This window comes from Nitrosospira sp. Nsp1 (assembly GCF_900100985.1).
Taxonomy (GTDB): Bacteria; Pseudomonadota; Gammaproteobacteria; order Burkholderiales; family Nitrosomonadaceae; genus Nitrosospira.
On record NZ_FMUF01000034.1, the window covers coordinates 1 to 23,939 of the forward strand.

At 53.6% G+C, this 23,939-nt stretch carries 20 protein-coding genes and 1 other RNA gene; 14 read left to right on the forward strand and 7 right to left on the reverse strand.

The window, feature by feature from the left end; all coding sequences use genetic code 11:
* Positions 1-290: 290 nt before the first annotated feature.
* The 5 genes from ssrA to BLP78_RS14590 form a co-directional block, all read right to left on the reverse strand.
* Positions 291-652: a transfer-messenger RNA gene (gene ssrA, locus BLP78_RS14570) on the reverse strand.
* A 135-nt stretch (positions 653-787) separates the two neighbouring features.
* Complete coding sequence (locus tag BLP78_RS14575; protein WP_090460409.1) at positions 788-1,435, reverse strand: HAD-IA family hydrolase; 648 nt, start codon at positions 1,433-1,435, stop codon at positions 788-790.
* A 132-nt stretch (positions 1,436-1,567) separates the two neighbouring features.
* Complete coding sequence (gene ubiG, locus BLP78_RS14580) at positions 1,568-2,287, reverse strand: bifunctional 2-polyprenyl-6-hydroxyphenol methylase/3-demethylubiquinol 3-O-methyltransferase UbiG (RefSeq protein ID WP_090460411.1); 720 nt, start codon at positions 2,285-2,287, stop codon at positions 1,568-1,570.
* Between the two features lie 203 nt (positions 2,288-2,490).
* Positions 2,491-3,825: a TRZ/ATZ family hydrolase gene (locus BLP78_RS14585; RefSeq protein WP_090460413.1), complete on the reverse strand. Its 1,335-nt coding sequence runs from the start codon at positions 3,823-3,825 to the stop codon at positions 2,491-2,493.
* A 68-nt stretch (positions 3,826-3,893) separates the two neighbouring features.
* Positions 3,894-4,562, reverse strand: coding sequence for an OmpA family protein (locus BLP78_RS14590; RefSeq protein WP_090460415.1), 669 nt, complete (start codon positions 4,560-4,562; stop codon positions 3,894-3,896).
* A 304-nt stretch (positions 4,563-4,866) separates the two neighbouring features.
* Between BLP78_RS14590 and gyrA the strand changes: the two genes are divergently transcribed.
* From gyrA to BLP78_RS14630, 8 genes are all read left to right on the forward strand, one after another.
* Positions 4,867-7,434: a DNA gyrase subunit A gene (gene gyrA / locus BLP78_RS14595; protein ID WP_090460417.1), complete on the forward strand. Its 2,568-nt coding sequence runs from the start codon at positions 4,867-4,869 to the stop codon at positions 7,432-7,434.
* Between the two features lie 296 nt (positions 7,435-7,730).
* A complete protein-coding gene (gene serC / locus BLP78_RS14600; protein WP_090460419.1) occupies positions 7,731-8,825 on the forward strand; it encodes a 3-phosphoserine/phosphohydroxythreonine transaminase in 1,095 nt (364 codons plus the stop codon).
* Positions 8,818-10,017, forward strand: a complete 1,200-nt coding sequence (locus tag BLP78_RS14605; protein WP_090460421.1) for a 3-phosphoglycerate dehydrogenase family protein — start codon at positions 8,818-8,820, stop codon at positions 10,015-10,017. The genes serC and BLP78_RS14605 overlap by 8 nt, the downstream gene beginning before the upstream one ends.
* A 28-nt stretch (positions 10,018-10,045) precedes the next feature.
* A complete protein-coding gene (pheA, locus tag BLP78_RS14610; RefSeq protein ID WP_090460423.1) occupies positions 10,046-11,113 on the forward strand; it encodes a prephenate dehydratase in 1,068 nt (355 codons plus the stop codon).
* Between the two features lie 110 nt (positions 11,114-11,223).
* A complete protein-coding gene (gene hisC / locus BLP78_RS14615; protein WP_090460425.1) occupies positions 11,224-12,417 on the forward strand; it encodes a histidinol-phosphate transaminase in 1,194 nt (397 codons plus the stop codon).
* On the forward strand, positions 12,414-13,430 hold the full coding sequence (aroF, locus tag BLP78_RS14620) for a 3-deoxy-7-phosphoheptulonate synthase (RefSeq protein ID WP_090460428.1): 1,017 nt from the start codon (positions 12,414-12,416) through the stop codon (positions 13,428-13,430). Before hisC ends, aroF begins: the two co-directional genes overlap by 4 nt.
* A gap of 34 nt (positions 13,431-13,464) precedes the next feature.
* The gene (locus tag BLP78_RS14625) at positions 13,465-14,364 is read left to right on the forward strand and encodes a prephenate dehydrogenase (protein ID WP_090460430.1); all 900 of its coding nucleotides are present in this window, start codon (positions 13,465-13,467) and stop codon (positions 14,362-14,364) included.
* A 60-nt stretch (positions 14,365-14,424) separates the two neighbouring features.
* Entirely contained in the window at positions 14,425-14,778 is a 354-nt protein-coding gene (locus tag BLP78_RS14630; RefSeq protein ID WP_256330318.1) for a nuclear transport factor 2 family protein, read from the forward strand.
* A gap of 109 nt (positions 14,779-14,887) precedes the next feature.
* Here BLP78_RS14630 and lpxA read toward each other — a convergent pair whose 3' ends face one another.
* Positions 14,888-15,670: an acyl-ACP--UDP-N-acetylglucosamine O-acyltransferase gene (lpxA, locus tag BLP78_RS14635; RefSeq protein WP_090460448.1), complete on the reverse strand. Its 783-nt coding sequence runs from the start codon at positions 15,668-15,670 to the stop codon at positions 14,888-14,890.
* 224 nt (positions 15,671-15,894) lie between these two features.
* Here lpxA and BLP78_RS15690 point away from each other — a divergent pair, with 224 nt between their 5' ends.
* Genes BLP78_RS15690 through BLP78_RS14660 form a run of 5 tightly spaced genes read left to right on the forward strand, consistent with a single transcriptional unit; the run spans position 15,895 to position 22,201 of the window.
* The gene (locus BLP78_RS15690) at positions 15,895-17,313 is read left to right on the forward strand and encodes an ABC transporter ATP-binding protein (protein ID WP_090460432.1); all 1,419 of its coding nucleotides are present in this window, start codon (positions 15,895-15,897) and stop codon (positions 17,311-17,313) included.
* A gap of 8 nt (positions 17,314-17,321) precedes the next feature.
* Positions 17,322-18,173, forward strand: a complete 852-nt coding sequence (locus BLP78_RS14645) for a PIG-L deacetylase family protein (RefSeq protein WP_143002979.1) — start codon at positions 17,322-17,324, stop codon at positions 18,171-18,173.
* A gap of 7 nt (positions 18,174-18,180) precedes the next feature.
* Positions 18,181-20,046: a glycosyltransferase gene (locus BLP78_RS14650; protein ID WP_090460436.1), complete on the forward strand. Its 1,866-nt coding sequence runs from the start codon at positions 18,181-18,183 to the stop codon at positions 20,044-20,046.
* Positions 20,043-21,044, forward strand: coding sequence for a Gfo/Idh/MocA family protein (locus tag BLP78_RS14655; protein WP_176752887.1), 1,002 nt, complete (start codon positions 20,043-20,045; stop codon positions 21,042-21,044). The genes BLP78_RS14650 and BLP78_RS14655 overlap by 4 nt, the downstream gene beginning before the upstream one ends.
* Positions 21,044-22,201 (forward strand): DegT/DnrJ/EryC1/StrS family aminotransferase, encoded by a 1,158-nt coding sequence (locus BLP78_RS14660; RefSeq protein ID WP_218118995.1) that lies wholly within the window; start codon positions 21,044-21,046, stop codon positions 22,199-22,201. The genes BLP78_RS14655 and BLP78_RS14660 overlap by 1 nt, the downstream gene beginning before the upstream one ends.
* Before the next feature lie 146 nt (positions 22,202-22,347).
* On the opposite strand, the gene BLP78_RS14665 is transcribed toward BLP78_RS14660, so the two are convergent.
* Positions 22,348-22,635, reverse strand: a complete 288-nt coding sequence (locus BLP78_RS14665) for an encapsulin-associated ferritin-like protein (RefSeq protein ID WP_090460440.1) — start codon at positions 22,633-22,635, stop codon at positions 22,348-22,350.
* Positions 22,636-23,057: 422 nt separating this feature from the next.
* On the opposite strand from BLP78_RS14665, the gene BLP78_RS14670 reads away from it, so the two are divergent.
* The gene (locus BLP78_RS14670; RefSeq protein WP_090460442.1) at positions 23,058-23,243 is read left to right on the forward strand and encodes a CsbD family protein; all 186 of its coding nucleotides are present in this window, start codon (positions 23,058-23,060) and stop codon (positions 23,241-23,243) included.
* Positions 23,244-23,939: the final 696 nt, after the last annotated feature.

Genomic DNA, 23,939 nt, shown 5'->3' on the forward strand with positions numbered 1-23,939 from the left:
AACTGCTTTGGTTCGTGCCATCTCCGCTCCCATGAGGACAATGGCTAAAGTGTAACTGATATTTATTTATCCGAACAGTATTGGGTCAGGTCTTGCGGTTTGCCATAAGCTGGATGACCAGTGTTATGGTGGTAACTTCATACTGATGATACTATTGTTACCGTCAAGTTTACTGTCAGTTACCGTCGGATTGCAACAGCTGAATTAGATGTGTTTGGATAACAAAAAACCCGCAAGCCTTTATTCATGCGGGTTTTTTGGATTTCTTTGGACTACTTAGGACACTTCATTGGTGGAGGCGGCGGGAATCGAACCCGCGTCCGCAAATCCTCTACAGACAGTTCTACATACTTAGCCATGTTATTTAATTTAACCTGGCATGCGTCAACTGGCAGACTAATGACAGGCGAGTCACCTATTTTTTAGCGTTCTGTAAAGTGACCCTACCGAACGCGATCCTCGTTAATGGCTCCGCTGCCTGTTGCCAGACCCGGCGTTGAGGCCCACCGGTGCGGAGTCCAGCCGGATTTAAGCGGCTAGAGCGTAACTATCGTCGTTTGCGACTATTGGTTTCCAGATGTATTTACGAGGTAACTGGTCCTCGGTATGCCCTGCACTGCTTTGTAATCCACGTCGAAGCCAGGTCGCCCCCGGCATTCTGTATTTACCTTTATTAGATAACGGCAGACCGGAAGAGTTCAATCGCCCTCCCCCTACCCTGCTAGCTCAGGTACTTCTCAAATAACTCAGCCGCCACTTTCGATATGCTACCAGATATTGAGGAATATTACAGATAACCGAGCAGCTCTTGCGGTTGATCGATGAGGTATCTTGCTCCCCATGACTCGGGCGGTGCCGCAGTGCCAAGATAGCCGTACCTCGCTATGATGGGTTCCATGCCTGCCGCGAGGCTGGCCTGCACATCGCGCAAGTCGTCGCCCAGATAGACGCATTCGGCCGGCGAGACAGCCATCGTGTTGCTGGCCGCAAGTAGCGGCTCTGGATGGGGTTTGGAATGCGCGGTGTCTCCGCCGCTGATGATGCACGCGAAACGATTGCTCAGGCCTAGCGCCTGCATCAGCGGGATGGAGAAACGCGCCGGTTTATTGGTGACGATGCCCCACCGTAGCCCGCGAACATCGAGTTGATCGAGTAATTCAGTCACGCCTTGAAATAGAGATGTTTCATCGCACAACCGTTCGGCATAAAAATCAAGGAATTCCACGCGCATCGCGTCATAATCCTTATCGCCGGGTTTGATACCAAACCCAAGACCAAGCAGGCCGCGCGCCCCTGCCGAGGCTTCGGTACGGATGTGTTCTATCGGCACGGCCGCGAGGCCGCGCATGATGCGCTGCCGATTGAGGGCATGGCCCAAATCGGGGGCGGTATCGGCAAGCGTACCGTCGAGATCGAATAGAACGGCTTTGATCATAAATGAATGGTGACTGGGCTCAATGGCTGAATCAAGTAATTCAGACACAAGCAAGGAATTGATGAGCCGACACGGAAAGCAGGCAGAGGCTACGGCTCCGCCCGGTACCGCTATGGAACTTCAAGCACGAATTCAAGCACGGAACGCCATGATGTAATTGACATCCGAATCCTGCCCCAATGCATAAACTTTCGTAATGGGATTGTAAGTCAGGCCAATGATCTCCTCGACAGCAAGTCCTGCATCACGGCCCATGCGGGCCAGTTCAGATGGCTTGATGAATTTTGCATAATCGTGGGTGCCTCTGGGCAACAGGCCCAATACATATTCGGCTCCGATTATGGCGAAAAGATACGATTTTGGATTGCGATTGATGGTTGAGAAGAAAACCCAGCCGCCGGGCTTGACAAGCTGGGCGCAGGCTTTCACGGTGCTCGCCGGGCTGGGTACGTGCTCCAGCATTTCCATGCAGGTAACCACGTCGTAATGATTGGGTTGTTCTTTGGCAAGTTCTTCTACGGCCACCTTGCGGTAACTCACCTGCTTGTGGCTTTCCAGCAAGTGCAGCTTTGCAACCTTGAGCGCTTTATCGCCAAGATCGATACCGGTGACATGTGCGGCGCGGTCTGCCATGCTTTCCGACAAAATGCCCCCGCCACAGCCGACGTCCAGTACGGTTTTACCCGAAAAGTCGACAAGCTGGTCGATATAATTCAGCCGCAGAGGGTTGATTTCATGCAACGGCTTGAATTCACTGCTGGGGTCCCACCAGCGGTGCGCGAGCTGGCTGAATTTTTCCAGTTCCAGCAGATCAACGTTTACGTTGTCACTTTCCGTCTGTTTACTCATCATGCCTCTATGCGGTTTTCGTTGGTATTGCGGAGTGAAGCGCGACTCATCATCCGGCTTATCTTACCTGCCTCCAATCCGCTCTCCATATAACTCTACTGTTTATAGGACCAACTCTTCAGAAAAATAAGGGGTTTCGATGGCGACACCGCGCTTCAACCATCCTGCATACCATATAACCATATAGGATAACTTCCGTTACGCCGCTAACTCTTCAGCCCGGTTGCCATCTGTTCCCGCCAGAATTCGGCCCTGAGCAACAGCTCCTGCTCATCCAGCGTGGTCAGCTCTCCGCAGTTCAGCAGTATCTTACCATTTACCCACACATGGCTCACGTGTTCCCGCCCCGCAGCATAGACGAGATGGGAAACAGGATCATAACAGGGCGAGAGTTCGAGGCTGGAAAAATCCACGGCAATGATGTCGGCCGCCTTGCCCGCCACCAGCGAACCGGTAAGCGCGCCCAGACCCAGCGCCCGAGCGCCATTGAGTGTAGCCATCTGCAGTGCCTGCCAGGCGGGGAGCATGTTCGCGCTGCCACTCTGGCCTTTGGCAAGCAGCGCGGTGAAACGCATTTCTTCAAACATATCGAGTCGATTGTTGCTGGCGGCACCGTCCGTTCCAATGCCGACGTTAATGCCCGCATTCAGCAGTGAGACTATGGGCGCCAGACCATTTCCCAGCTTCAGGTTGGAAGATGGACAATGCGCCACGGTGCAACCTTGCTGCGCCAGCAATTCGATTTCGCCGTTATCCAGATAGACCATGTGCACGGCAATTAGATTGGGACCGAGCAGGCCGAGCTTGTGCAACCGCTCTATGGGGCGCACCCCATGAATTTTCACACTATTGCTGATTTCATCGCGGGTTTCATGCAAGTGAATATGGATGGGTAGATCGAGTTGCTCCGCATAGGTGAGAATTTTATTGAACACCCTATCGCTCACCGTATAAGGCGCGTGGGGTGCGAAGCAGAACGACAGCAGCGGGTGTCGACTATATTCGTCGCGCAGCGCCAGACCTTTGGCGAGATAATCGTCGGCATCGCTGGCATATGCGGTAGGAAAATCGATGGCGATCATACCGATGCTGGCGCGTATACCCGACGCGATCGCCGCCCGAGCGGCCGCTTCGGGATAAAAATACATGTCGTTAAAGCAGGTGACCCCGCCTCCCAGCATCTCGGCGCAGGCTAACCGGGTGCCATCGAAGACAAAGCCCGAATCGACGTGCCTGGATTCCGCAGGCCATATGTGATTGTCAAGCCACTCCATTAGTGGCAGATCGTCCGCAATGCCTCGCATCAGCGACATCGCAGCATGAGTGTGGAGATTCACCAGGCCCGGCATCAGCGCATGATTCTCAAGAACAATATGTTCCTCTGGCGCGAATCGGACATGGGCCTCGGCATTTGGGACAATTGCGCGGATCATGCCTCTATCGATTGCAATGGCATGGTCGCGCAGCGCCACTCCGGCGGGTTCCACCGGAATTATCCAGCGTGCCTCCAGCAATGTATCAATTTTTTCGGAACAGATCATTATGTGAAAGCTTAGCAAAAAAAAACCCTGCGCGATGGCAGGGTTTTAGTTTTCAGTTTGAAGCAGGATTACTGTACTGTCGCCCGTGTGCCGGCCACTTCAACTTCAACGCGACGGTCGGGTTGCAGACATGCGATCAATGCCTTGGTTTTCTTGTCGCCCTTGCAGGTATCGCCGGTTACCGGATTGGCTTCTCCCTTGCCATCGGTAAAGACGCTATCGGCCGCTATGCTTTTTTGGTTGACCAGGTAGCTTTTGACGGATTCAGCACGACGCATGGATAATTTCTTGTTATAGGCATCAGAGCCGATACGGTCAGCGTATCCGATTACAACGATCGTGTCGTATTTGACACCTTGAAGCTTGGAGACAAGGTCATCCAGGGCTTGCTTGCCCTCGGGTTTCAGATTGGCTTTATCGAAATCGAATAGCTGATCGGCGGAGAGCGATATTTTTTCGGGTTCGCCGTAGTTGGCAGGAACCGGGGCTGGAGCAGGTTCGGGAGCTTCGACCGTCTTCACGGGTTTTGGCAGCAATTCGGGATCACATTCGTAGGTCGCCATGGCGGGCGTCCAGTAGCCTGTGCGCCAACAGTCGCCGGATGAATCTCGGGCTGTAACACCGCGGGCATCACTTGCATATGCCTCGGGTTGCTCCTCAGCCATGGCAGCTCCTGCAAACAACATTGGCACCACCATCGCGCCAAGCAAGAGTTTTCTCGTTACCGTATTTTTCATCTATTGCCCCTTTTTCAGAAAAACTTCAATTCAAGATCAAATCATCCCTAGGTCATGCAAATAACAAACAAAGCCATTTTATTTTGGCCGCGGCACATTATTGCATATTCGCGTGCCGATTATCTAGTTATATGTCCGTTCTTGTCAAATCATGTTGTTGCAAACGGCATGAATGCTGGAATGCAGAGGTGACTTGAATACAATCGGCATGCTAAAATAAGTAGTTTTATGTATCGCTATCCGGGGTGACGTTCAGGACGACATTTATGCTTTAAGCTACTGTTTATCCTGAATAAAATAAGTAATGGATCAATTCGCTAAAGAAACACTGCCCATCAGCCTCGAAGAGGAGATGCGCCGCTCTTATCTTGACTACGCCATGAGCGTGATTGTAGGCCGGGCATTGCCGGATGTGCGGGACGGCTTGAAGCCGGTACACCGCCGGGCATTATTCGCCATGCACGAACTGTCCAACGATTGGAACCGTCCCTATAAAAAGTCGGCGCGTATCGTCGGCGACGTAATCGGTAAGTACCATCCGCATGGCGATACCGCGGTATATGACACCATCGTGCGCATGGCGCAGAATTTTTCGCTGCGCTACATGCTGGTGGATGGCCAGGGCAACTTTGGTTCGGTAGACGGCGATAACGCGGCGGCAATGCGTTACACCGAAATCCGGATGTCACGGATCGCTCATGAACTATTGGCTGATCTCGACAAGGAAACGGTGGATTTCGGCCCGAACTACGACGGGTCGGAGAAAGAACCGCTGATTCTGCCCGCGAAAATTCCCAATCTGCTGATCAACGGCTCTTCCGGCATCGCGGTCGGCATGGCGACCAACATCCCTCCGCATAACCTCAATGAAGTGGTGGATGCCTGTCTGGCGCTGCTGAAGAATGGCGACACAACCATTGAAGAGTTGATAGAAATCATTCCCGCACCGGATTTTCCAACTGCCGGCATCATCTACGGCGTCGCCGGGGTGAAGGAAGGCTACCGTACCGGGCGAGGTCGCGTGGTGATGCGCGCGCGCACCCACTTTGAGGATATGGAAAAGGGCAGCCGCCAAAGCATCATCATCGACGAGTTGCCATACCAGGTAAACAAGGCCAATTTGCTGATCCGTATCGGCGAACTGGTGCGCGACAAGAAAATCGAGGGTATTTCCGATTTGCGCGATGAATCGGACAAATCCGGCATGCGCGTGGTCATCGAGCTCCGGCGCGGAGAAGTGCCCGAAGTGGTACTGAATAATTTATACAAAGAAACACAAATGCAGGACACCTTTGGCATGAATATGGTGGCCCTGCTGGATGGGCAGCCGCGCCTGCTGAATTTGAAGCAGATGCTGGATGCATTCTTGCGCCACCGCCGCGAAGTGGTGACGAGGCGCACCGTATTCGAATTGAAGAAAGCGCGTGAGCGCGGGCATCTGCTGGAAGGCCTGGCGGTAGCGCTTTCAAACGTGGATGAAGTGATAGCCCTCATCAAGGCGGCACCTACACCCGCGGTAGCGAAAGAAGCGTTGATGTCGAGGATATGGCGTTCCGCACTGGTGGAAGAAATGCTGATTCGCGCCTCAGTCGACGTGAAGGCGTTTCGTCCTGACGGACTGGCGCCTGAATTCGGTTTATCCGGTGATGGATACCGCTTGTCGGATGCGCAAGCGCAAGCGATTCTCGAATTACGCCTGCAGCGGCTGACCGGGCTGGAGCAGGACAAGATCGTGAGCGAGTATAAAGAGGTAATGGAAAAAATTGCCGACCTTCTCGACATTCTCGCCAAGCCGGAACGTATCACGACCATTATTACCGAGGAGCTTGTTGCAATAAAGCAACAGTTCGGTGATAAGCGCCGCAGCGAAATTGTTATCGATACTCAGGATTTGAGTATGGAGGACCTGATCACACCCGAGGATGTGGTCGTGACGCTATCGCATAGCGGCTATATCAAGTCACAGCCGCTCGATGACTACCGGGCTCAAAAACGGGGCGGACGTGGGAAACAGGCAACTGGCACCAAAGAAGACGATTTCATCGATAATCTTTTCATCGCCAATACGCATGACTATATCCTGTGCTTTTCCAGCCGCGGACGTGTTTACTGGATCAAGGTCTACACTGTGCCTCAAGGTGGACGCGCCTCGCGCGGCAAGCCCATCGTCAACCTGGTGCAACTGGAACGGGACGAAAAGATCAATGCCATTCTGCCCGTAAAGGTTTTCGAAGAGAACCGTTACATATTTATGGCCACTTCTTTTGGAACCGTGAAAAAAACACCGTTATCGGAATTTTCCCGCCCTCGCGCCAGCGGCATCATCGCAGTAGGCCTGGATGAGGATGATTTCCTGATCGGCGTAGCCCTGACTGAAGGCAAGCATGATGTGATGCTCTTTTCCGACGGCGGCAAAGCAGTGCGTTTCGATGAGAATGACGTGCGTCCGATGGGACGCGGCGCGCGTGGCGTACGTGGGATGAAATTGGGCAGCGGTCAGAAAGTAATATCCCTGCTGGTGGCCGAGAGTGAGGAACTGGCGGTCCTGACCGCAACGGAAAATGGCTATGGCAAGCGTACCCCGATAGGTGAATACACTCGTCACGGCCGCGGCAGCCAGGGCATGATTGCGATCAAGACCACCCAGCGCAACGGCAAGGTCGTGGCGGCGAAGCTGGTCAGGCAGGATGATGAGATCATGCTTATTACCACGGGCGGCGTGCTGATCCGCACTCGCGTCAACGAAGTGCGCGAGATGAGCCGCGCGACCCAGGGCGTAACACTGATCAACCTGGACAAGGGCGAGAAACTCGCCGGGTTGGAAAGGGTGGTCGAGGCGGACGAGGAAAAAGAACTGATCCAGAATGTATAAGATTTAGGCGCGCTTTTAAAAATTGAAGGTTGCGGGTAAGCTCATTTATAAATTGCTCGAATGGGAGTGTAGCTTGCGTAGGATGGGTGGAGCGTAGCGCAACCCATCATTCGGTTATTGGCAGCCTTCGCACCGGTATCCGGTCACGGTTAATGTGTCGTGTTGCGTCGTTTTGATGGGTTGCGCTACGCTCCACCCATCCTACTGTTCGCAAAGAGGCAGATTTTTGAATTACCGGGAATAAAAGCGCGAAATATGATTTTCAGTGCATGTCCTGTAGAGATAAAGGGGTTTTAATGGAACATATATACAACTTCAGCGCAGGCCCGGCGGTATTACCGGCGGAAGTTCTGCAACAAGCGCGCGATGAAATGCTCGACTGGCATGGCAGCGGCATGTCTGTTATGGAGATGAGCCATCGCGGCAAGGAATTCATGTCCATTGCGGCCAAGGTTGAAGCCGATTTGCGCGAACTGGCAGGCATCCCTGCCAACTATAAGGTTCTGTTCTTAACCGGCGGCGCGTCCACTCAGTTTGCCATGGCGCCCATGAACCTTCTGCGCGGAAAAAAAAGCGCCAACTACGTCAATACGGGCGAGTGGTCCAAGAAGGCCATTAAGGAAGCAAAGAAATATGCTGCCGTGAATGTCGCGGCCACATCCGAAGATGCGAATTTCACCTACGTGCCGCCACAAGATACGTGGAATATCGATCCGAATGGGGCCTATTTGCATTACACACCCAACGAGACAATCGGGGGGGTGGAATTCAACCGGGCTCCAGATTTATCACATCTGGGCTTCGACATGCCGTTGGTGGCAGACATGTCCTCCAGTTTTATGTCACGCCCTATCGATGTGGCCCGGTTCGGGGTGATTTATGCCGGTGCGCAGAAAAACGTCGGCCCCGCCGGATTGTGCATTGTCATTGTCCGCGACGACCTGCTGGGACAAACCATTCCTGGCACGCCGACCATGTTCGACTATAAAATTCACGCTGATACCGACTCGATGTATAACACCCCGCCGACCTACGCCATGTATATTACCGGCCTTGTGCTGGAGTGGCTGAAAAAGAATGGCGGGTTGGCTGCAATGGAAAAGGTAAACGTTGCCAAGGCCAATCTGTTGTACGGCTTGTTGGATACCACCGATTTTTATCATTGCCCCGTAGCCAAAGCCGATCGCTCGCGCATGAATGTGCCGTTCACGTTAAAAAATGCCGCGCTCGATGACGAGTTTCTGAAACAGGCCAAGGCACGCGGCTTGATCCAGTTGAAGGGCCATCGTTCAGTGGGAGGTATGCGCGCTTCGATATACAACGCCATGCCCCTCGAAGGGGTAAAGGTCCTGGTTGAATTCATGAAAAAATTTGCGAGTGATCATGCCTGAACGCGCACACAAGATCTTCCGGATACTTACGCTCAACCAGATTTCATCGCTGGGCCTGAAGCTGTTTGACACGCATCATTACACCATCGGGGACGATATAACCGAGCCGGATGCAATCCTGGTCCGTTCACACAACATGCTGCAAATGGATATCGCGCCCAGCGTAAAAGCGATAGGCCGTGCGGGTGCGGGCACCAACAACGTTCCGGTGAAAGACATGAACCTTCGTGGTGTGCCGGTCTTTAACGCACCCGGTGCAAACGCCAATGCGGTGAAGGAACTGGTGCTTGCCGGCTTGTTGATGGCGTCACGCAACCTGATTCCGGCGATTCGTTTTGCCGAGGATTTGCAGGGCGATAACGCGACGCTGCACAAACTGGCGGAGAACGGCAAGAAGCAATTCGCGGGAATTGAATTGCCGGGTCGCACGCTCGGGATCGTAGGCCTGGGTGCGGTAGGACGTCTGGTAGCGGATGCGGCGCTCCGGCTTGGCATGAAAGTGATGGGTTACGATCCGAATATAACGGTGGACGCAGCCTGGAATCTATCAGCGGATGTCAAACGCGCAGAGAGCATGGAAGATCTGCTGCGCAATAGTGAATTTGTGACGCTGCATGTGCCCCTGCTGGACGCCACACGCCACCTGATCAATCACAAGCTCGTGTCGAATATGAAAGCCGGCACGATTCTGCTCAACTTCTCCCGCGATGGTATCGTCGACGAGAGTGCGGTACTCGAAGGAATCGACTCGGGCAAAATAAAATATTATGTTTGCGATTTTCCCAGTCAGTTACTGCGGCACCGAACGACTGTGATCACGCTGCCGCATCTGGGCGCATCGACGATGGAAGCAGAGGAGAATTGCGCGGTAATGGTAGTGAACCAGATAGTTGATTATCTTGAAAACGGAAACATTACCAACGCGGTCAATTTCCCCAACATAACAATGGAACGCGGATCCCCTTTCCGCCTGGCGGTAGCAAATTCCAACGTGCCCAACATGCTGGGGCAGATTTCCACCGGTATGGCCAAAGCAGGTCTTAACATTCTTAACATGGGCAATAAATCCCGCGGCGAGATGGCCTACACGCTGGTTGACGTCGACAGGCCCGTACCGCAAGAAACAATAGACGAGATTGCGGCAATTCGTGGCGTATTGATGGTGCGCTACGTGCCGATACTGGCTAAATAATTATAGCCACTATAAAAATTCATTCTCGATGACCGGTCAACTCAAACAGCTGCGCGATAAGATAGATGCGATTGACAGCAAGTTGCTCAAGCTGATGAGCGACCGCGCTGGTCTCGCACGAGAGATCGGACAGATCAAGAACGGCACGGCATATCGCCCCGAGCGGGAAGCCCAGGTGTTGGCCCGGTTATGCGAGCTCAATCCCGGACCGCTGGACAACGAACATATTGTGCGATTATTTACGGAAATCATGTCACTGTGCCGATCCATGGAAGAACCTTTGACGGTAGCATATCTGGGTCCCCGGGGAACCTTTTCGGAAGAGGCCGCGCTAAAGCGCTTCGGTGGCGTGGTAACGACTCTGGCCTGCACCTCGATAGATGAGGTATTTCGAAAGGTGGAATCGGGCGCAGCCGGTTATGGGGTTGTGCCGGTGGAGAATTCCACCGAAGGTGCAGTGGGCAGGTCGTTGGACTTGCTGCTGCAAACCCCGTTAAAAGTATGCGGTGAAATTGCGTTGCCGATACATCAGCTTCTGCTTGCGCGGCATGTTGATCTCGCACGCATCACAAAAATTTACTCTCATCCTCAATCATTCTCTCAATGTCATGAATGGCTTAACGCTAACCTGCCCCATTTGACCGGGCAAGCGCGGATCAATGCGGCGAGCAATGCAGATGCGGCGAGACTGGCCGCGGAGGATGAAAATGCAGCAGCGGTAGCCGGAAGAAAAGCGGGAGAGGTATTCGGGCTCACGGTCTGTGCTGAAAATATCGAGGACGATCCTAATAACACCACGCGTTTTCTCGTAATCGGCGCACAGGAAGTAGCGCCCTCGGGCAAGGACAAAACCTCACTGGTCATGTCGGCCCGGAATCTTCCGGGCGCAATACATGGGTTGCTGGCTCCGCTGGCGGCTCATGGGGTCAGCATGAGCCGCCTGGAGTCGCGGCCTTCTCGCGCGGGTTTATGGGAGTACGTGTTTTTTGTGGATATCGAAGGTCATCAGCAAGATACAAAAGTCGCGAAAGCGCTACAGGAATTGCGGGAGAAGGCAGCCTTTCTGAAGGTGCTCGGCTCCTATCCAGCACTGTAACTGTATCCTGAATGATCAATTTCGGGAATGGAATTCCGTACTGCTAATCCACCCGCTTTCAGTTTTTATCATCGTTTTGCTGTACTTCGGCAATTTATGGATTTGAACTTATGAATGTTTGTGATCTGGCTCCTGAATATATTCGCGCCATCAGTCCCTATCAACCCGGCAAACCCATCTCGGAACTGGCGCGAGAGATGGGTATGGATGAGCGTGCCATCATCAAGCTTGCATCCAACGAAAACCCCCTGGGAACGAGCCCGCTGGCGCGGAAGGCGATGGGCAAGGCGCTGGATGAGGTGTCGCTTTATCCGGATGGAAGCGGCTTTGAGCTAAAAGCAGCGTTATCCGAGCGTTATGGCGTAGACAGCGATCAGATTGTGTTAGGCAACGGTTCCAATGATGTTCTGGAGCTGGCGGCCCGGGTATTCCTGAAGCCGGGCGCTTCAGCGGTATATTCGCAACATGCCTTTGCTGTCTACCCACTGGTGACGCAGGCGGCAGGCGCAAGCGGCATCTCGATTCGAGCCAGAAATTATGGTCATGACCTCGATGCCATGCTGGATGCGGTCATGCCTGAAACCCGTATGGTGTTTATTGCCAATCCTAACAATCCCACCGGCACGCTGCTGGCTGCGCCCGATGTATTGCGTTTTCTGGAACGGGTATCGTCAGATGTGCTGGTAGTCCTTGATGAGGCTTATAACGAATATTTGCCGAATCCCCTCAAGGCGGACAGCATCGAATGGCTGAAGCGTTTCCCCAATCTGCTGATCACCCGCACTTTTTCCAAGGCTTACGGCATGGCGGGTGCACGCGTAGGCTTCGGGCTGGCGCATCCCGATGTCAGCGGCCTGATGAATCGGGTACGCCAACCGTTCAACGTGAATAGCATTGGCCTCGCCGGCGCAGCAGCCGCGCTGGAAGATGTGGAATTCGTGAAACGCTCTTACGCGCTCAACCAGGCAGGAATGCTCCAGATTACCACCGGACTGCGGCAACTCGGCATCGAATACATTCCGTCCTACGGTAATTTTTTGAGTTTCCGGGTGCGGGGAAATATCAAAGTGGTGAATGAGAACCTTCTGAAACAGGGCGTCATCGTGCGCCCCATCGGTATTTATGAAATGCCGGAGCATCTTCGTGTCACTGTTGGGCTCGAATCGGAAAACCAGAGATTCTTGAAATCCCTTGAGATGGCACTTGACGCAGCCCAGGACGTAATTCCCGAAACCACGTCTGCAACGCTCCCAAAAACGACCCGCGAGGCAGTCTCTGCAATAGAAACCGGAGGATCAGCTTGATCATTGTTATGAATAGTGGCGCCAGCGCCGAGCAGATTGACACAGTGGTAACCAAGATTCAAAGCTTCGGTCTTGACGCAAATGTTTCCCGCGGCACCGAACGTACGGTTATCGGCGCCATCGGCGACGAACGCAAACTCAACCCGGAAATGTTCGATTCCTTGAGCGGTGTCGAATTTTCAGTGCACATCCTCAAGCAGTACAAGATCGTTTCACGCGAATCGCACAAGCACGATTCGATAATAAACGTGGGTGGGGTGCCAATTGGCGGCAACCAGGTGCAGGTGATCGGGGGCCCGTGTTCGGTGGAAACGCAGGAGCAAATGGATCTGGCGGCACAACAAGTTTCCGCGGCGGGTTGCAAACTGATGCGTGGCGGCGCATTCAAGCCGCGCACCAGTCCGTATACGTTTCAGGGAAATGGTGAAGAAGGTCTGAAAATGTTCCGCAAGGCTGCGGATAAGCACAACCTGGGCATCGTTACCGAGCTGATGGATGCACGTATGCTCGACACCTTTCTCAAGTATGACGTGGATGTGATCCAGATCGGTACCCGTAGTATGCAGAATTTCGAGCTTCTGAAAGAAGTGGGACGCATCAATAAGCCGGTGATACTCAAGCGCGGAATGTCCGCGACCGTCTCCGAGTGGTTGATGGCTGCTGAATACATTGCTGCCGGCGGCAACCACAACATCATTTTTTGCGAGCGCGGCATACGCACCTTTGAAACAGCCTACCGTAATGTAATGGATGTAACCTGCATCCCGGTACTGAAAAAAGAAACCCATTTGCCTGTGATCGTCGATCCTTCTCATGCCGGAGGCAAAACCTGGATGGTGCCCGCGCTTGCACGCGCGGCCATCGCTGCGGGGGCTGACGGCTTATTGGTGGAAATGCACCCCAATCCATGCGAAGCCTGGTGTGATGCTGATCAGGCGTTGAATCCGCAGGAATTCCATGCCCTCATGGGCTCACTGAAAGGAATTGCGGAAGTAATCGGACGAAGTTTGTAGTTCGAGTTCGTTCCGATAAAAGTCGCTTCTTATTATGACAAACGTCGTGATCAACAAACTGGTGATTATCGGCGTTGGCCTGATCGGCGGTTCTTTCGCGCTGGCGTTACGCAAGGCAGAGCTGGCCGGGCATATCGTCGGTGTAGGTCGCAGCCGGGAAAACATGGCGCGCGCCCTGAAGCGGGGGTTGATAGACGAGATTGCCGGAGACCTTCCATCGGCGTTGAAGCGTGCGGATATCGTATTCCTTGCCGTACCCGTCGGCCAGACCGGCGAAATCATGGCGAAGATTTCCCCATACCTCGAACCTGACTCAATCGTAACCGATGCCGGCAGCACCAAACAGGATGTCATCGCGGCTGCGCGTTCTCATCTGGCTGAAAACCTGCAAAATTTCGTTCCGGGACATCCCATTGCCGGGGCGGAACAAAGTGGTGCGAGCGCGGCGCGCGCCGACCTGTTCCGTGCCAGAAACGTGGTATTGACGCCTCTGGAAGAAACCAGCAGCAACGCGGTAAATCGGGTAAAAGAATTATGGCAGGCTTGTGGCGCATGCGTCTCTCTGATGAGCGCCAACCAGCACGACAAGATTCTTGCCACGGTAAGCCACCTTCCTCATTTGTTGGCATTCACGCTAATGAATCATGTCTACCACGCTGGCCATGGGCCGGATGGTATGCCGCGCCCGAATGATCCGTTACACTTTGCCGGCACCGGATTTCGCGATTTTACCCGCATTGCCGCGAGTTCCCCCGAGATGTGGCGCGATATATGCCTCGGCAATCGCGAAGCCCTGGTCGATCAAATCGACGCTTATCAGCATGAACTGGCTGCCTTACGCGAAACGCTGGCGCGCGACGATGGTGACGCACTCGAAAAAGCTTTCGCCAATGCACGTGAAGCGCGGCAGCAATGGCTGAAAAATACGTCTTGAATCCGGTATATCATATCGAATGAGCGAGTTTATACTGTGTGAAATAACTGGAGAGGATAAATGATGACCTTGAAAGAAAAACTGGACGATTTGAACGATATGATCCTGAAGGGCCAAATTCTGGAATCCATGGACAAATATTACCACCCGGATTGCGTCGTCATGGAAAAGAACGACGTCGTGGCAACAGGGCTACAAGAAGCCAAAAACCGGGAAGCGGAAATTTTCAAGGGCGTCGAAGCGTGGCTGAAATCAGAGATTATAGCTACCGCCGTGGGTGAAAACGTCACGATGACCGAATGGCACTATGAATACAAGCACCGGGACTTCGGGCATAAAAAATTCGACCAGGTAGCTGTTCAGCACTGGAAAGATGAAAAAATCATTCGCGACCGGTTCTACGCCCTTTACTGAGGGGTAACTCAGCAGTTCAGGTTGCCTGCTCTTTCGTAATTCATAAATGGACTTATGCCTGTCTCGCAGCATGAACTCTCATTTCTTCCGTGCTATTTCTCTCTGGTGCTTAGCGAATAATGCCTCGGCCGCGAACGGAGAGAAAATCAAGAAAACTTCGGACTTCCGGCGCCACGAGGGTTAACGGCTCGATAAGCGCCTCCGCTTCTCTCAGAGAAAGGCCGGATCGATAAACCAGCTTATACGCATGCTTTAATGCATGGATGGCTTCCGCTGAAAAACCTCTACGCTTGAGCTCTCTCAGGTTGAGACCATGGGGTTTGGCTGTATTGCCCGCCGCCAATACATAGGGGGGCAGGTCTTGAGTGAGTATGGTGCCCAGGGCGGTAAAGCTATGGGCACCGATACGAACAAACTGGTGCACGGCGGTGAATCCACCCAGGCCTGCGTAATCCCCCACCTGTACATGCCCTGCCAATGAGGCGTTGTTAATGAATGTAGTAAAATTACCCACCTGACAATCATGCGCCAGATGAACATAGGCCATCATGAAGTTATCATTTCCCAGGCGGGTTATGCCCACGCCATGGCTGGTGCCTCGGTTAAAGGTGCAGAACTCGCGAATCGTATTGCGATCGCCTATTTCCAGCCTGGTCGGCTCACCGTTGTATTTCTTGTCCTGTGGTTCATCGCCGAGCGAACAAAACTGGAAAATGCGATTGCCGCAGCCGATGCGTGTATGGCCTTTGATGACGACGTGTGGCCCGATCTGGGTATTGTCGCCAATTTCCACATGCTCGCCGATGATTGAATAAGCGCCGATGGCAACACCCGAACCAAGACGAGCGCCTGGATGAACGATCGCAGCCGGGTGAATAAGATTTTCCTTCATGTGCTCGGAGATGGAATCCGCAAAATAAAAGCTCATATATATAGATACACAGCTGGCTTGTCGTTTGCTTCAGCCAGACAGTGGCTAGCACTCTAATTCTGCGCTAAGATAAATTTTGATAAGCTGCGGTTACCCATCCTTCGTGTCGCAATCGATAAGGTATCCTGCAATGTGTATGCAACAACATGAGCAGTGCTAGCGGTCTAACGAAATAGAACCACATAATGCCACCCTTGCCTCAACCTGCCCCCGGCGATGCCATTGACCGTGTAGATATTGCACTTCGCGTTTCGAACCTGTCAAAAACATACCGTATTTACGATCGCTCGCAAGACCGGTTACTGCAGAGCTTATGGGGTAGCCGCAAGCAACTTTACCGCGAATTCATGGCACTGGACAGCATCTCGTTCGATGTCTATCGCGGTGAAACCTTTGGCGTCATTGGCCTCAACGGTTCAGGCAAGAGCACATTGCTGCAACTGATCGCCGGAACGTTGACACCCACTAAAGGTGAAATATTCATCAACGGAAAAGTGTCGGCATTGCTCGAGTTGGGAGCCGGTTTCAATACCGAATTTACCGGACGCGAAAACATCTATCTGGCTGCATCGATTGCTGGACTTACCAACCTCGAGGTCGAGCAGCGTTATGATCGGATTGCAGCGTACGCCGACATCGGCGGCTTTATCGACCAACCGGTGAAAACGTACTCCAGCGGCATGTACGTGCGTCTTGCATTCGCAGTAGCGATATCGATCGAACCCGATGTGCTGATTATAGACGAGGCGCTCGCGGTAGGAGATATGGAGTTTCAGACGAAGTGCATGGTGACGCTGAAACAGATGCAGGAGCGGGGCACCACCATCTTGTTCGTCAGTCACGATATTGGAACAGTCAACGCGCTATGTCGACGCACGCTTTACCTGAAGCGGGGACAGGCACGTGAGTTGGGACCTACCGCAGAGGTCGTTGCGCGTTATATTCGTGAGGTGCAGGAAGCAAACAACCGGACAATCACCGGAGCTATCGCTGATGCTGTCACTCAAGCCACAGAAACCACCGGGATCGCTGAAGCCGCCGGAATCCCTGACGCTATTGGAAATACCGGAACCGCTCGAACCGCTATAACGATGAGCGGCCTTCCGCTCGCGGGGAACGAGCAATTCGCGCGCTTTGCCGAAAAGGCGAACCATTGCCGCTCAGGTACTGGCGATATAAGAATCATGTACGCGGAAATGCTGGACGATAATGGACTACCGGTTCGCTCAGCGGAATTCGGGCAGGAGGTATCCATACGAATTATCGTCGAAGCGGTTCGCACCTGTACCTTTTCGGTCAACTACAAGATTTGCGACAAGAACCGTACCCCGGTCATCGGAGCCGATTTTTTGATGCAAGGCCAGGCGTTGTTGACGTTGACGCCAGCGCAGCAGGCAGAAGTCATTTACCGGACATCTCTTCCCCTGACCGATGGCAGATACAGCCTGAGAATCTCGCTGACACACCCTATCAAGGCACATCAGCAGGCATTGTTTTTCGACATTGTGGAGATTGGGCATGTGTTCGAAGTGCTGCCAAACCCGACAGCCAAGTTCTGGACGCAGGTTTATCTTCCGAACGCGCTGGATATCAGAGTGTTATGAGGAGTATCATGCGATCCGCGTCTGAAGGGCGCAGTTTGCTGGTGATCGGCCATCCTGGGCATGAATTGCGCGTTTATGGCTGGGTTGGCCAAGTGCGACCCATCGTCTGCATTCTTACCGATGGTTCCGGCAGCGATGGCACGCCCAGGCTGGATAAAACGCTGGAAATCCTGCACGAATTAGGTGCTGAGATCGGGCCGCTTTGCGGCGAACTCAGCGATCGGCGAATCTATGAGAAAATTCTGCGCCATGAATACGATCTGTTCGATATCCTGTGCGAACGACTGGCCAGGCTCATCATCGCGCAAGATATCGATCTGGTCGTCAGCGACGCTATAGAAGGTTACAATCCGGTCCACGATTTGTGCGAGGCATTGGTCCGCACGGCGATCGACATCGCAAGGAATGCCAATGATGCTGACAAAACACGCACTAGAAAACCTTGCACGGTCCGGCATTACACTATTCCCCTGATGAATGATCCCCGTCCGGCTACAGGCAGCATGGAAGCAGCGCACCATACAGTTGAATTGACACCGCTGCGGTTCAAGCAGAAGCTAGAAGCGATGCGAAGCTATGCCATCAGCGCGAGAGGAATCCTGCAGGAGGAAGTGGCGGATGCATTTCACAACTTTGGTGAACAGGCTTTCGCTCGCGAGTACCTGTTTGCGGCTGCCGCGCCAGGGCAAGAACCGGAACGGCGTTTCTCGCAACAAAAACCTTTTTATGAGACCTATGGAGAACAAAAAGTTGCAGCCGGCCGTTATCAATCTGTCATTCGTTTCGGCGAACATGTTCTGCCAATTGTGAAGCATCTCCGCAAGAAGGTATCGGACACATGGGCGGAGGCGCAGGGATGAAGCCGCGATGAGAGTGCTGATAACCAACAACACATTGGATAACCGCGCGGGATCTGAAGTCTACGTGCGTGATCTCGCGCTCGCGCTGCTGCGGCGCGGCCATAACCCGGTGGCCTATAGCACCCGACTCGGGATGGTTGCCAACGAGTTGCGCGAGGCGACCATCCCGGTAATCGACGACCTTAGGCTGCTGACAGCGGTTCCGGACATCATCCATGGACAGCATCACCTGGATGCAATGACCGCCATGTTGCATTTCCCCGATACGCCGGCTGTCTACTTCTGTCATGGTTGGCTGCCTTGGGAGGAGATGGCGCCGCACTTCCCCACCATACAGCGCTATGTCGCGGTCGACGACCTCTGCCGGGAACGCTTGCAGTGCATACACGGAATCCCCGGCGAGCGCATCCGGATGATCCGCAATTTTGTCGATCTGCGGCGTTTTGCGCTGCGCGGCGAGCTGCCCGCAACCCCTCGTCGCGCTCTGGTCTTCAGCAATTACATAAACGAGGATGGCTGCCTGGGCATTTTGCGTCAGGCTTGTGCCGATCGCGGAATCGAACTGGACGCCATCGGTCTTTCCGTTGGGCATAGCGAAGCCCGGCCCGAGCAGATCCTCGGCCAGTACGATATTGTATTTGCGAAAGCACGGTGTGCGCTTGAGGCGCTCGCCTGCGGGACGGCCCTGATTGCTTGCGATGCCGCCGGCCTGGGTGGCATGGTCACGCCGGGCAATTACGAAAGATTTCGCGCGCTGAACTTCGGCATTCGCACCTTACGTGATCCCATTACCATCGAAACCATCACCAGGGAAATCGATCTGTACGATGCAATCGGCGCCCGCGGAGTCACTCAACGTGTGCGATCGGAAGCGGCCATGGAACCGGCAATCGATCAGATCATCGATGTGTACCGGGAAGCAGTAGATGCGCATCTTGCCGCTCAAGCTACGAAACATCCGGAAAAAGAACATGATTACCGTGCCCATTTCCTGACCGCCAGCGACTATCTTCGCGGGGTTGCGGATTTCACCAAGGGCCGCTACCGTGCCGAACAAGAGCGGGATCAGGCTTGGGTCGAAGCGACGGCGCAGCGTTTACGTACAGAACAAGCCAAGTCTGAGCTGGCGAGAATTCGTAACTCGCGCCTCTGGCCTGTCGTGACCTCACTCTACCGCTTGAAGAACGCCATATGGAATCGTCCCTTGGCTACGCTAAAAACACGTCAGGATAATCGCCGCAATGGAGACAATCAGGGCGTTCATGGTAGCCATGCTTTAGACGACCACCCCCGGATATTCGAACAAATCTACCAGCATAATTCATGGCAAAGTGCCGAATCCCGGTCTGGACCCGGCTCAACCTTGAAGCGAACCGAGGTATTGCGACACGAATTACCTGCCGTGCTAAGCAGGCTGGGCGTTCGAACGCTGGTCGATGCGCCATGTGGCGACTGCAATTGGCGCCAGCACATCGAAATCGACCTGGATGCCTACATTGGCGTCGATATCGTTCCTGCATTGATCGAGGATAATCGCCGGCGCTACCGGAATCCCAACTGGAAATTCGAAGTTGTCGACCTGATCAAAGATCCGCTGCCCCCGGGCGATGCTGTACTCTGCCGCGATGCCCTGATCCATCTGTCACTTGCAGATATCGGCCGGGCGCTTTCCAACATTCGCCGCTCAGGGGCAAAATATCTGCTGGCAACCAGCCATGAAGCAATTAGCGTGAACACCGACATCGCTACCGGCGGATGGCGTTCAGTGAACCTTATGCTGGCACCCTTTAATCTTTCGGCGCCGCTGGAACGCATTGTTGAAAACCCGCAGACCGGCAAGATACTGGGCGTATGGGCGCTGGGCAAATCATGACTCGGCCCGTCCACGATCTCGAATTGCCGGATGGCGTCCAGGACCAGCCGCGTCCCATCGATACCGCCGTTGTGGGAGTGGGTTATTTCGGCAGCCTGCATGCGCTATGTTACTCGAGGTTGCCGGGCAGCCGGCTGCGGGCGTTGGTCGATCCGGATCCAATGACGAAATCCTTTGCCGACTACCTTGGCGTAAGCTGGTTCAGTCATCTTGCCGATCTCCCATCCACAGTGCGTGCGGTGTCGGTAGCGACGCCAGTCGCTACCCACTATGCGCTGACAAAAGCCCTGCTTCAGCGTGGATTGGACGTGCTGCTGGAAAAACCGATTGCAGAAACCGCGGCACAGGCGGCGAAGCTGCAGATCATGGCGGAAGCAAAGAGTTGTGTTCTGCAGATCGGCCACATCGAGCGCTTCAATCCCGCGTTTGCCGCCGGCCCGGCCTTGCTGTGCCGGGTCCATACCATCCAAACGGTACGCACTACGCATCGCAAGCCACGTGCGGGTGCGCTGGATGTGGTGATCGATTTGATGATTCATGACCTCGACCTGGTTCTGCACGGTGTAGCCTCCCCCGTGGTCGGATTTCATGCCTCGGGCAGCAGTCATCATTTGACCCCTATCGATGAAGCACAGGTTGAGCTGACCTTTGCTAACGGTTGCCGCGCGTCTCTGCGCGCGCACTGGGGTTCAGCCGCAAGAAAAGAAGACCGGTGCATGACTGCGGAACTGCACGACAATGAAACCTGGACCATTGATTTCCGGCGCCGAATCACCTATCGTAATTTCCCCACGGGCCTCTCACATTCCCACGATACTCACAACCCTTCCCTCCCCCATTCTGCGCCAGGCATCCAGCAGGACGCGCTGAGCCTGCAGCTCACCGCTTTCCTGGATGCTTCGCGCAGCCGCACAGTACCGCGGGTCACTTCGGGACAAGGCCATGCAGCGCTATACCTCGCGCAGCAGATCCGGCAACGGATACTCGACGACGCCTGATGATCGTACCGCAATTGGATCTGGGTTCAGAGTATCAGCAATTACGCGTCGAGATCGATGCTGCGGTGCAGCGGGTGCTTGCAAGCGGCAACTTCATCGACGGCGCTGAAAACGATGCATTGGAACGCGAGTTGGCCGGCTACATCGGGGTTGCTGAGGTGGTCTGCGTCAACTCCGGTACGGATGCACTGCTGCTCTCGCTGAAGGCGTTGGGCATAGGTGCAGGCGATGAGGTAATCGTGCCCGGTTTCACTTTTTTCGCGACAGCGGAGGCAGTTTGCCTGGCTGGCGCCCAACCGCGTTTCGCCGACTGCTCAGCCCGGCACTATAATATCGACGTGGAAAGCGTACGGCGGTCTTTGACGCCTCGGACGAAAGCGGTTATTGCCGTCCATCTTTTTGGGCAACCGGTTGACCTCGCGCCACTGCAGCAATTCTGCGGAAACCATGGCCTGTGGCTGATCGAGGACGCGGCGCAAGCAATCGGCGCACAGTATCGCGGTCGCCGCGTCGGATCATTCGGCGTCACCGGCGCCTTCAGCTTTTATCCTACGAAGAATCTTGGTGCATACGGAGACGGTGGCGCAATTACCTGCAATGATCCGGCCTTGGCGACACGGCTACGCAGCCTCAGGAATCACGGTCGCCAGAACCGCTATCAACATACCGAAATCGGTTGCAACAGTCGTCTCGACGAGATTCAGGCGGCTATTTTACGGGTCAAGCTTCCTTATCTGGATGAGTGGAACGGGCAACGCCGGCAACTTGCCACGCTTTATCAGGAGGCCTTGCGCGGTACGGCCTGTGGTTGGCCGATAGCGATAAAAGATAGTATTTCTGTCCATCACCAGTTTGTCGTTACCCATCCCCGGCGCAACGAACTACAAATATTTCTGGCTGAGCACGATATCGCCACCGCCGTGTTTTATCCCATCCCTTGCCATCTACAACCGGCTTTCTCCGTATCGCATGCCGGGGTATCACTGCCGCTGGCCGAACGCCTCGCTGATGAGGTGCTGGCCCTGCCCATCTTCCCCACGCTGCCGGTAGAAAAAGTGGCGCACATTGCGAAAATGATACGGGTCTTTGAGCAGCGCTTCCCGATCGATGTTGAATATTTGCCTGTTCGAAAAGCGGCGCCAGCAATTAGCGATTAACTGAAAAGCTGTTCGGCCCGGAAAAGCCCAGGCGCTACCTGTGATTGATTTATGGCTGCATGCGTATCAAGCAGCTCATTATTAGCGAACCTGCCTGGCTATCCTGAAAAATTCGCGAATAATTCCTTAGGAAACGCCTGTCTGACCTAATCGTGCGTAAGGGGCTTCTCAGTAAACAGATACTCTTTCAGTTCGGAGGAAAACTTCGCATCCTTACGCCGGATCCATTCCAGCACCATGGAGGCATGCTCCTTCTCCTCATCACGATTATGCGTGAGAATAGCTTTGAGTTCCTCGTCCTTGCACGCGTTTACACGCTGGTTGTACCAATCGACAGCCTCCAGCTCTTCCATCAACGACACGATTGCCCGGTGCATGTCCCTCGTTTCATCGGACAACTCTTCAACAGGCTCATGGTAACCAACACTTGACATTGCGCGCTCCCTTTTTGTGGACAATAAATTTCAATATCGGTTGCTTTTATTGGTTCAGGTGAAATTTGCGTGGGCGCCCTATGTTAGCAAATGATGCTGTGGTCGAGACTTTATAAATGTAGGCCGGGCTCTGCCCGACGATCAAAAACGATGTCAGGCGGAGCCCGACCTACTTGCTCAAAATTAAGCGTAACACGCGCTGATGCGCGCGCCACAAGCCGTCAATATCCAATCGATTTTTCTATCAAACTATCCCGACCCTATGTGATTTACCGCACAGTATGAGCCGCAACCACGGTGTTAATCTGATAACTCTTGCCGCTTCGTATCCGTAGCCGCTGATAACTCTGATGTCGAGAATATCAATTCCGGTCTCCTCCGTGAGCAAGCAATATTGAGATTTTTTGATAGGAGATTCAATCATGAATAAAGACCAAGTCAAAGGTACTGCAAAAGACATCGCCGGGAAAGTCCAGGAAGAGGCTGGAAACTTAACAGGAAATAAAGAGCAAGAAGCCAAAGGGCTTGCAAAACAAGTAGAAGGAAAAATACAAAAGAAGGTGGGAGATGCCAAGGAAACTGTCAAAGATTCAATTGACAAGCTTTAACAGTTGCGTGCCGAGTCTGGAAACCCGATAAATAGGGAAGCCTCCCGACGAAGCATAAGCATCTGCAACGCCCCGGCCCAGGTTACTGCGAGCCGGGGTTTTTATTGGCCGCCTGCTCAGCGCCGCCATGACACCTATCAAGGCGAGGCCTGCCAGCATCAGGTCGTAGGATTGCGCTTTTCTTCATGCGTCGCACCAGCCTGAATAACCCCGCTGAATTCCTGATACCGCAACGAATAGCGGACAGAGCATTTTCTTAAGGCGTTATGTAAGATCGGTAGTCGGTTTCTGTGTGATCTGCAACGAAAAAAGTGAATGCGAGGTACACCGCCTAAGAGATACGAGTATCTGGGTCTGCGATGGCGATAGCACTACGAGCCAATGGCGGTGAACAACAAGACCCATTGACTGTTGAGTTATCGCTCCATTCCGTATTTAGACAAGTGAGGATGCGCAAATACGGAAAGATTATCGATTATGGGAATTTTTCGGTAGCTTGGGTTTACATCTCATGTTCCCTATTTGATCGTCTAGCTAATCAAGACTTTCTTGCAACGAAGCATTAACCCTATTAAACCGAGGCCAGACAATAGCATGGCATTGACCTGCTCCCAGTAATTAGCTACACGGTGCAGTAGAATCCGGGGTTGTAAATTGATGGTGGGCTGCAAATTCGGCTGGGGTGATGTTGCCCAA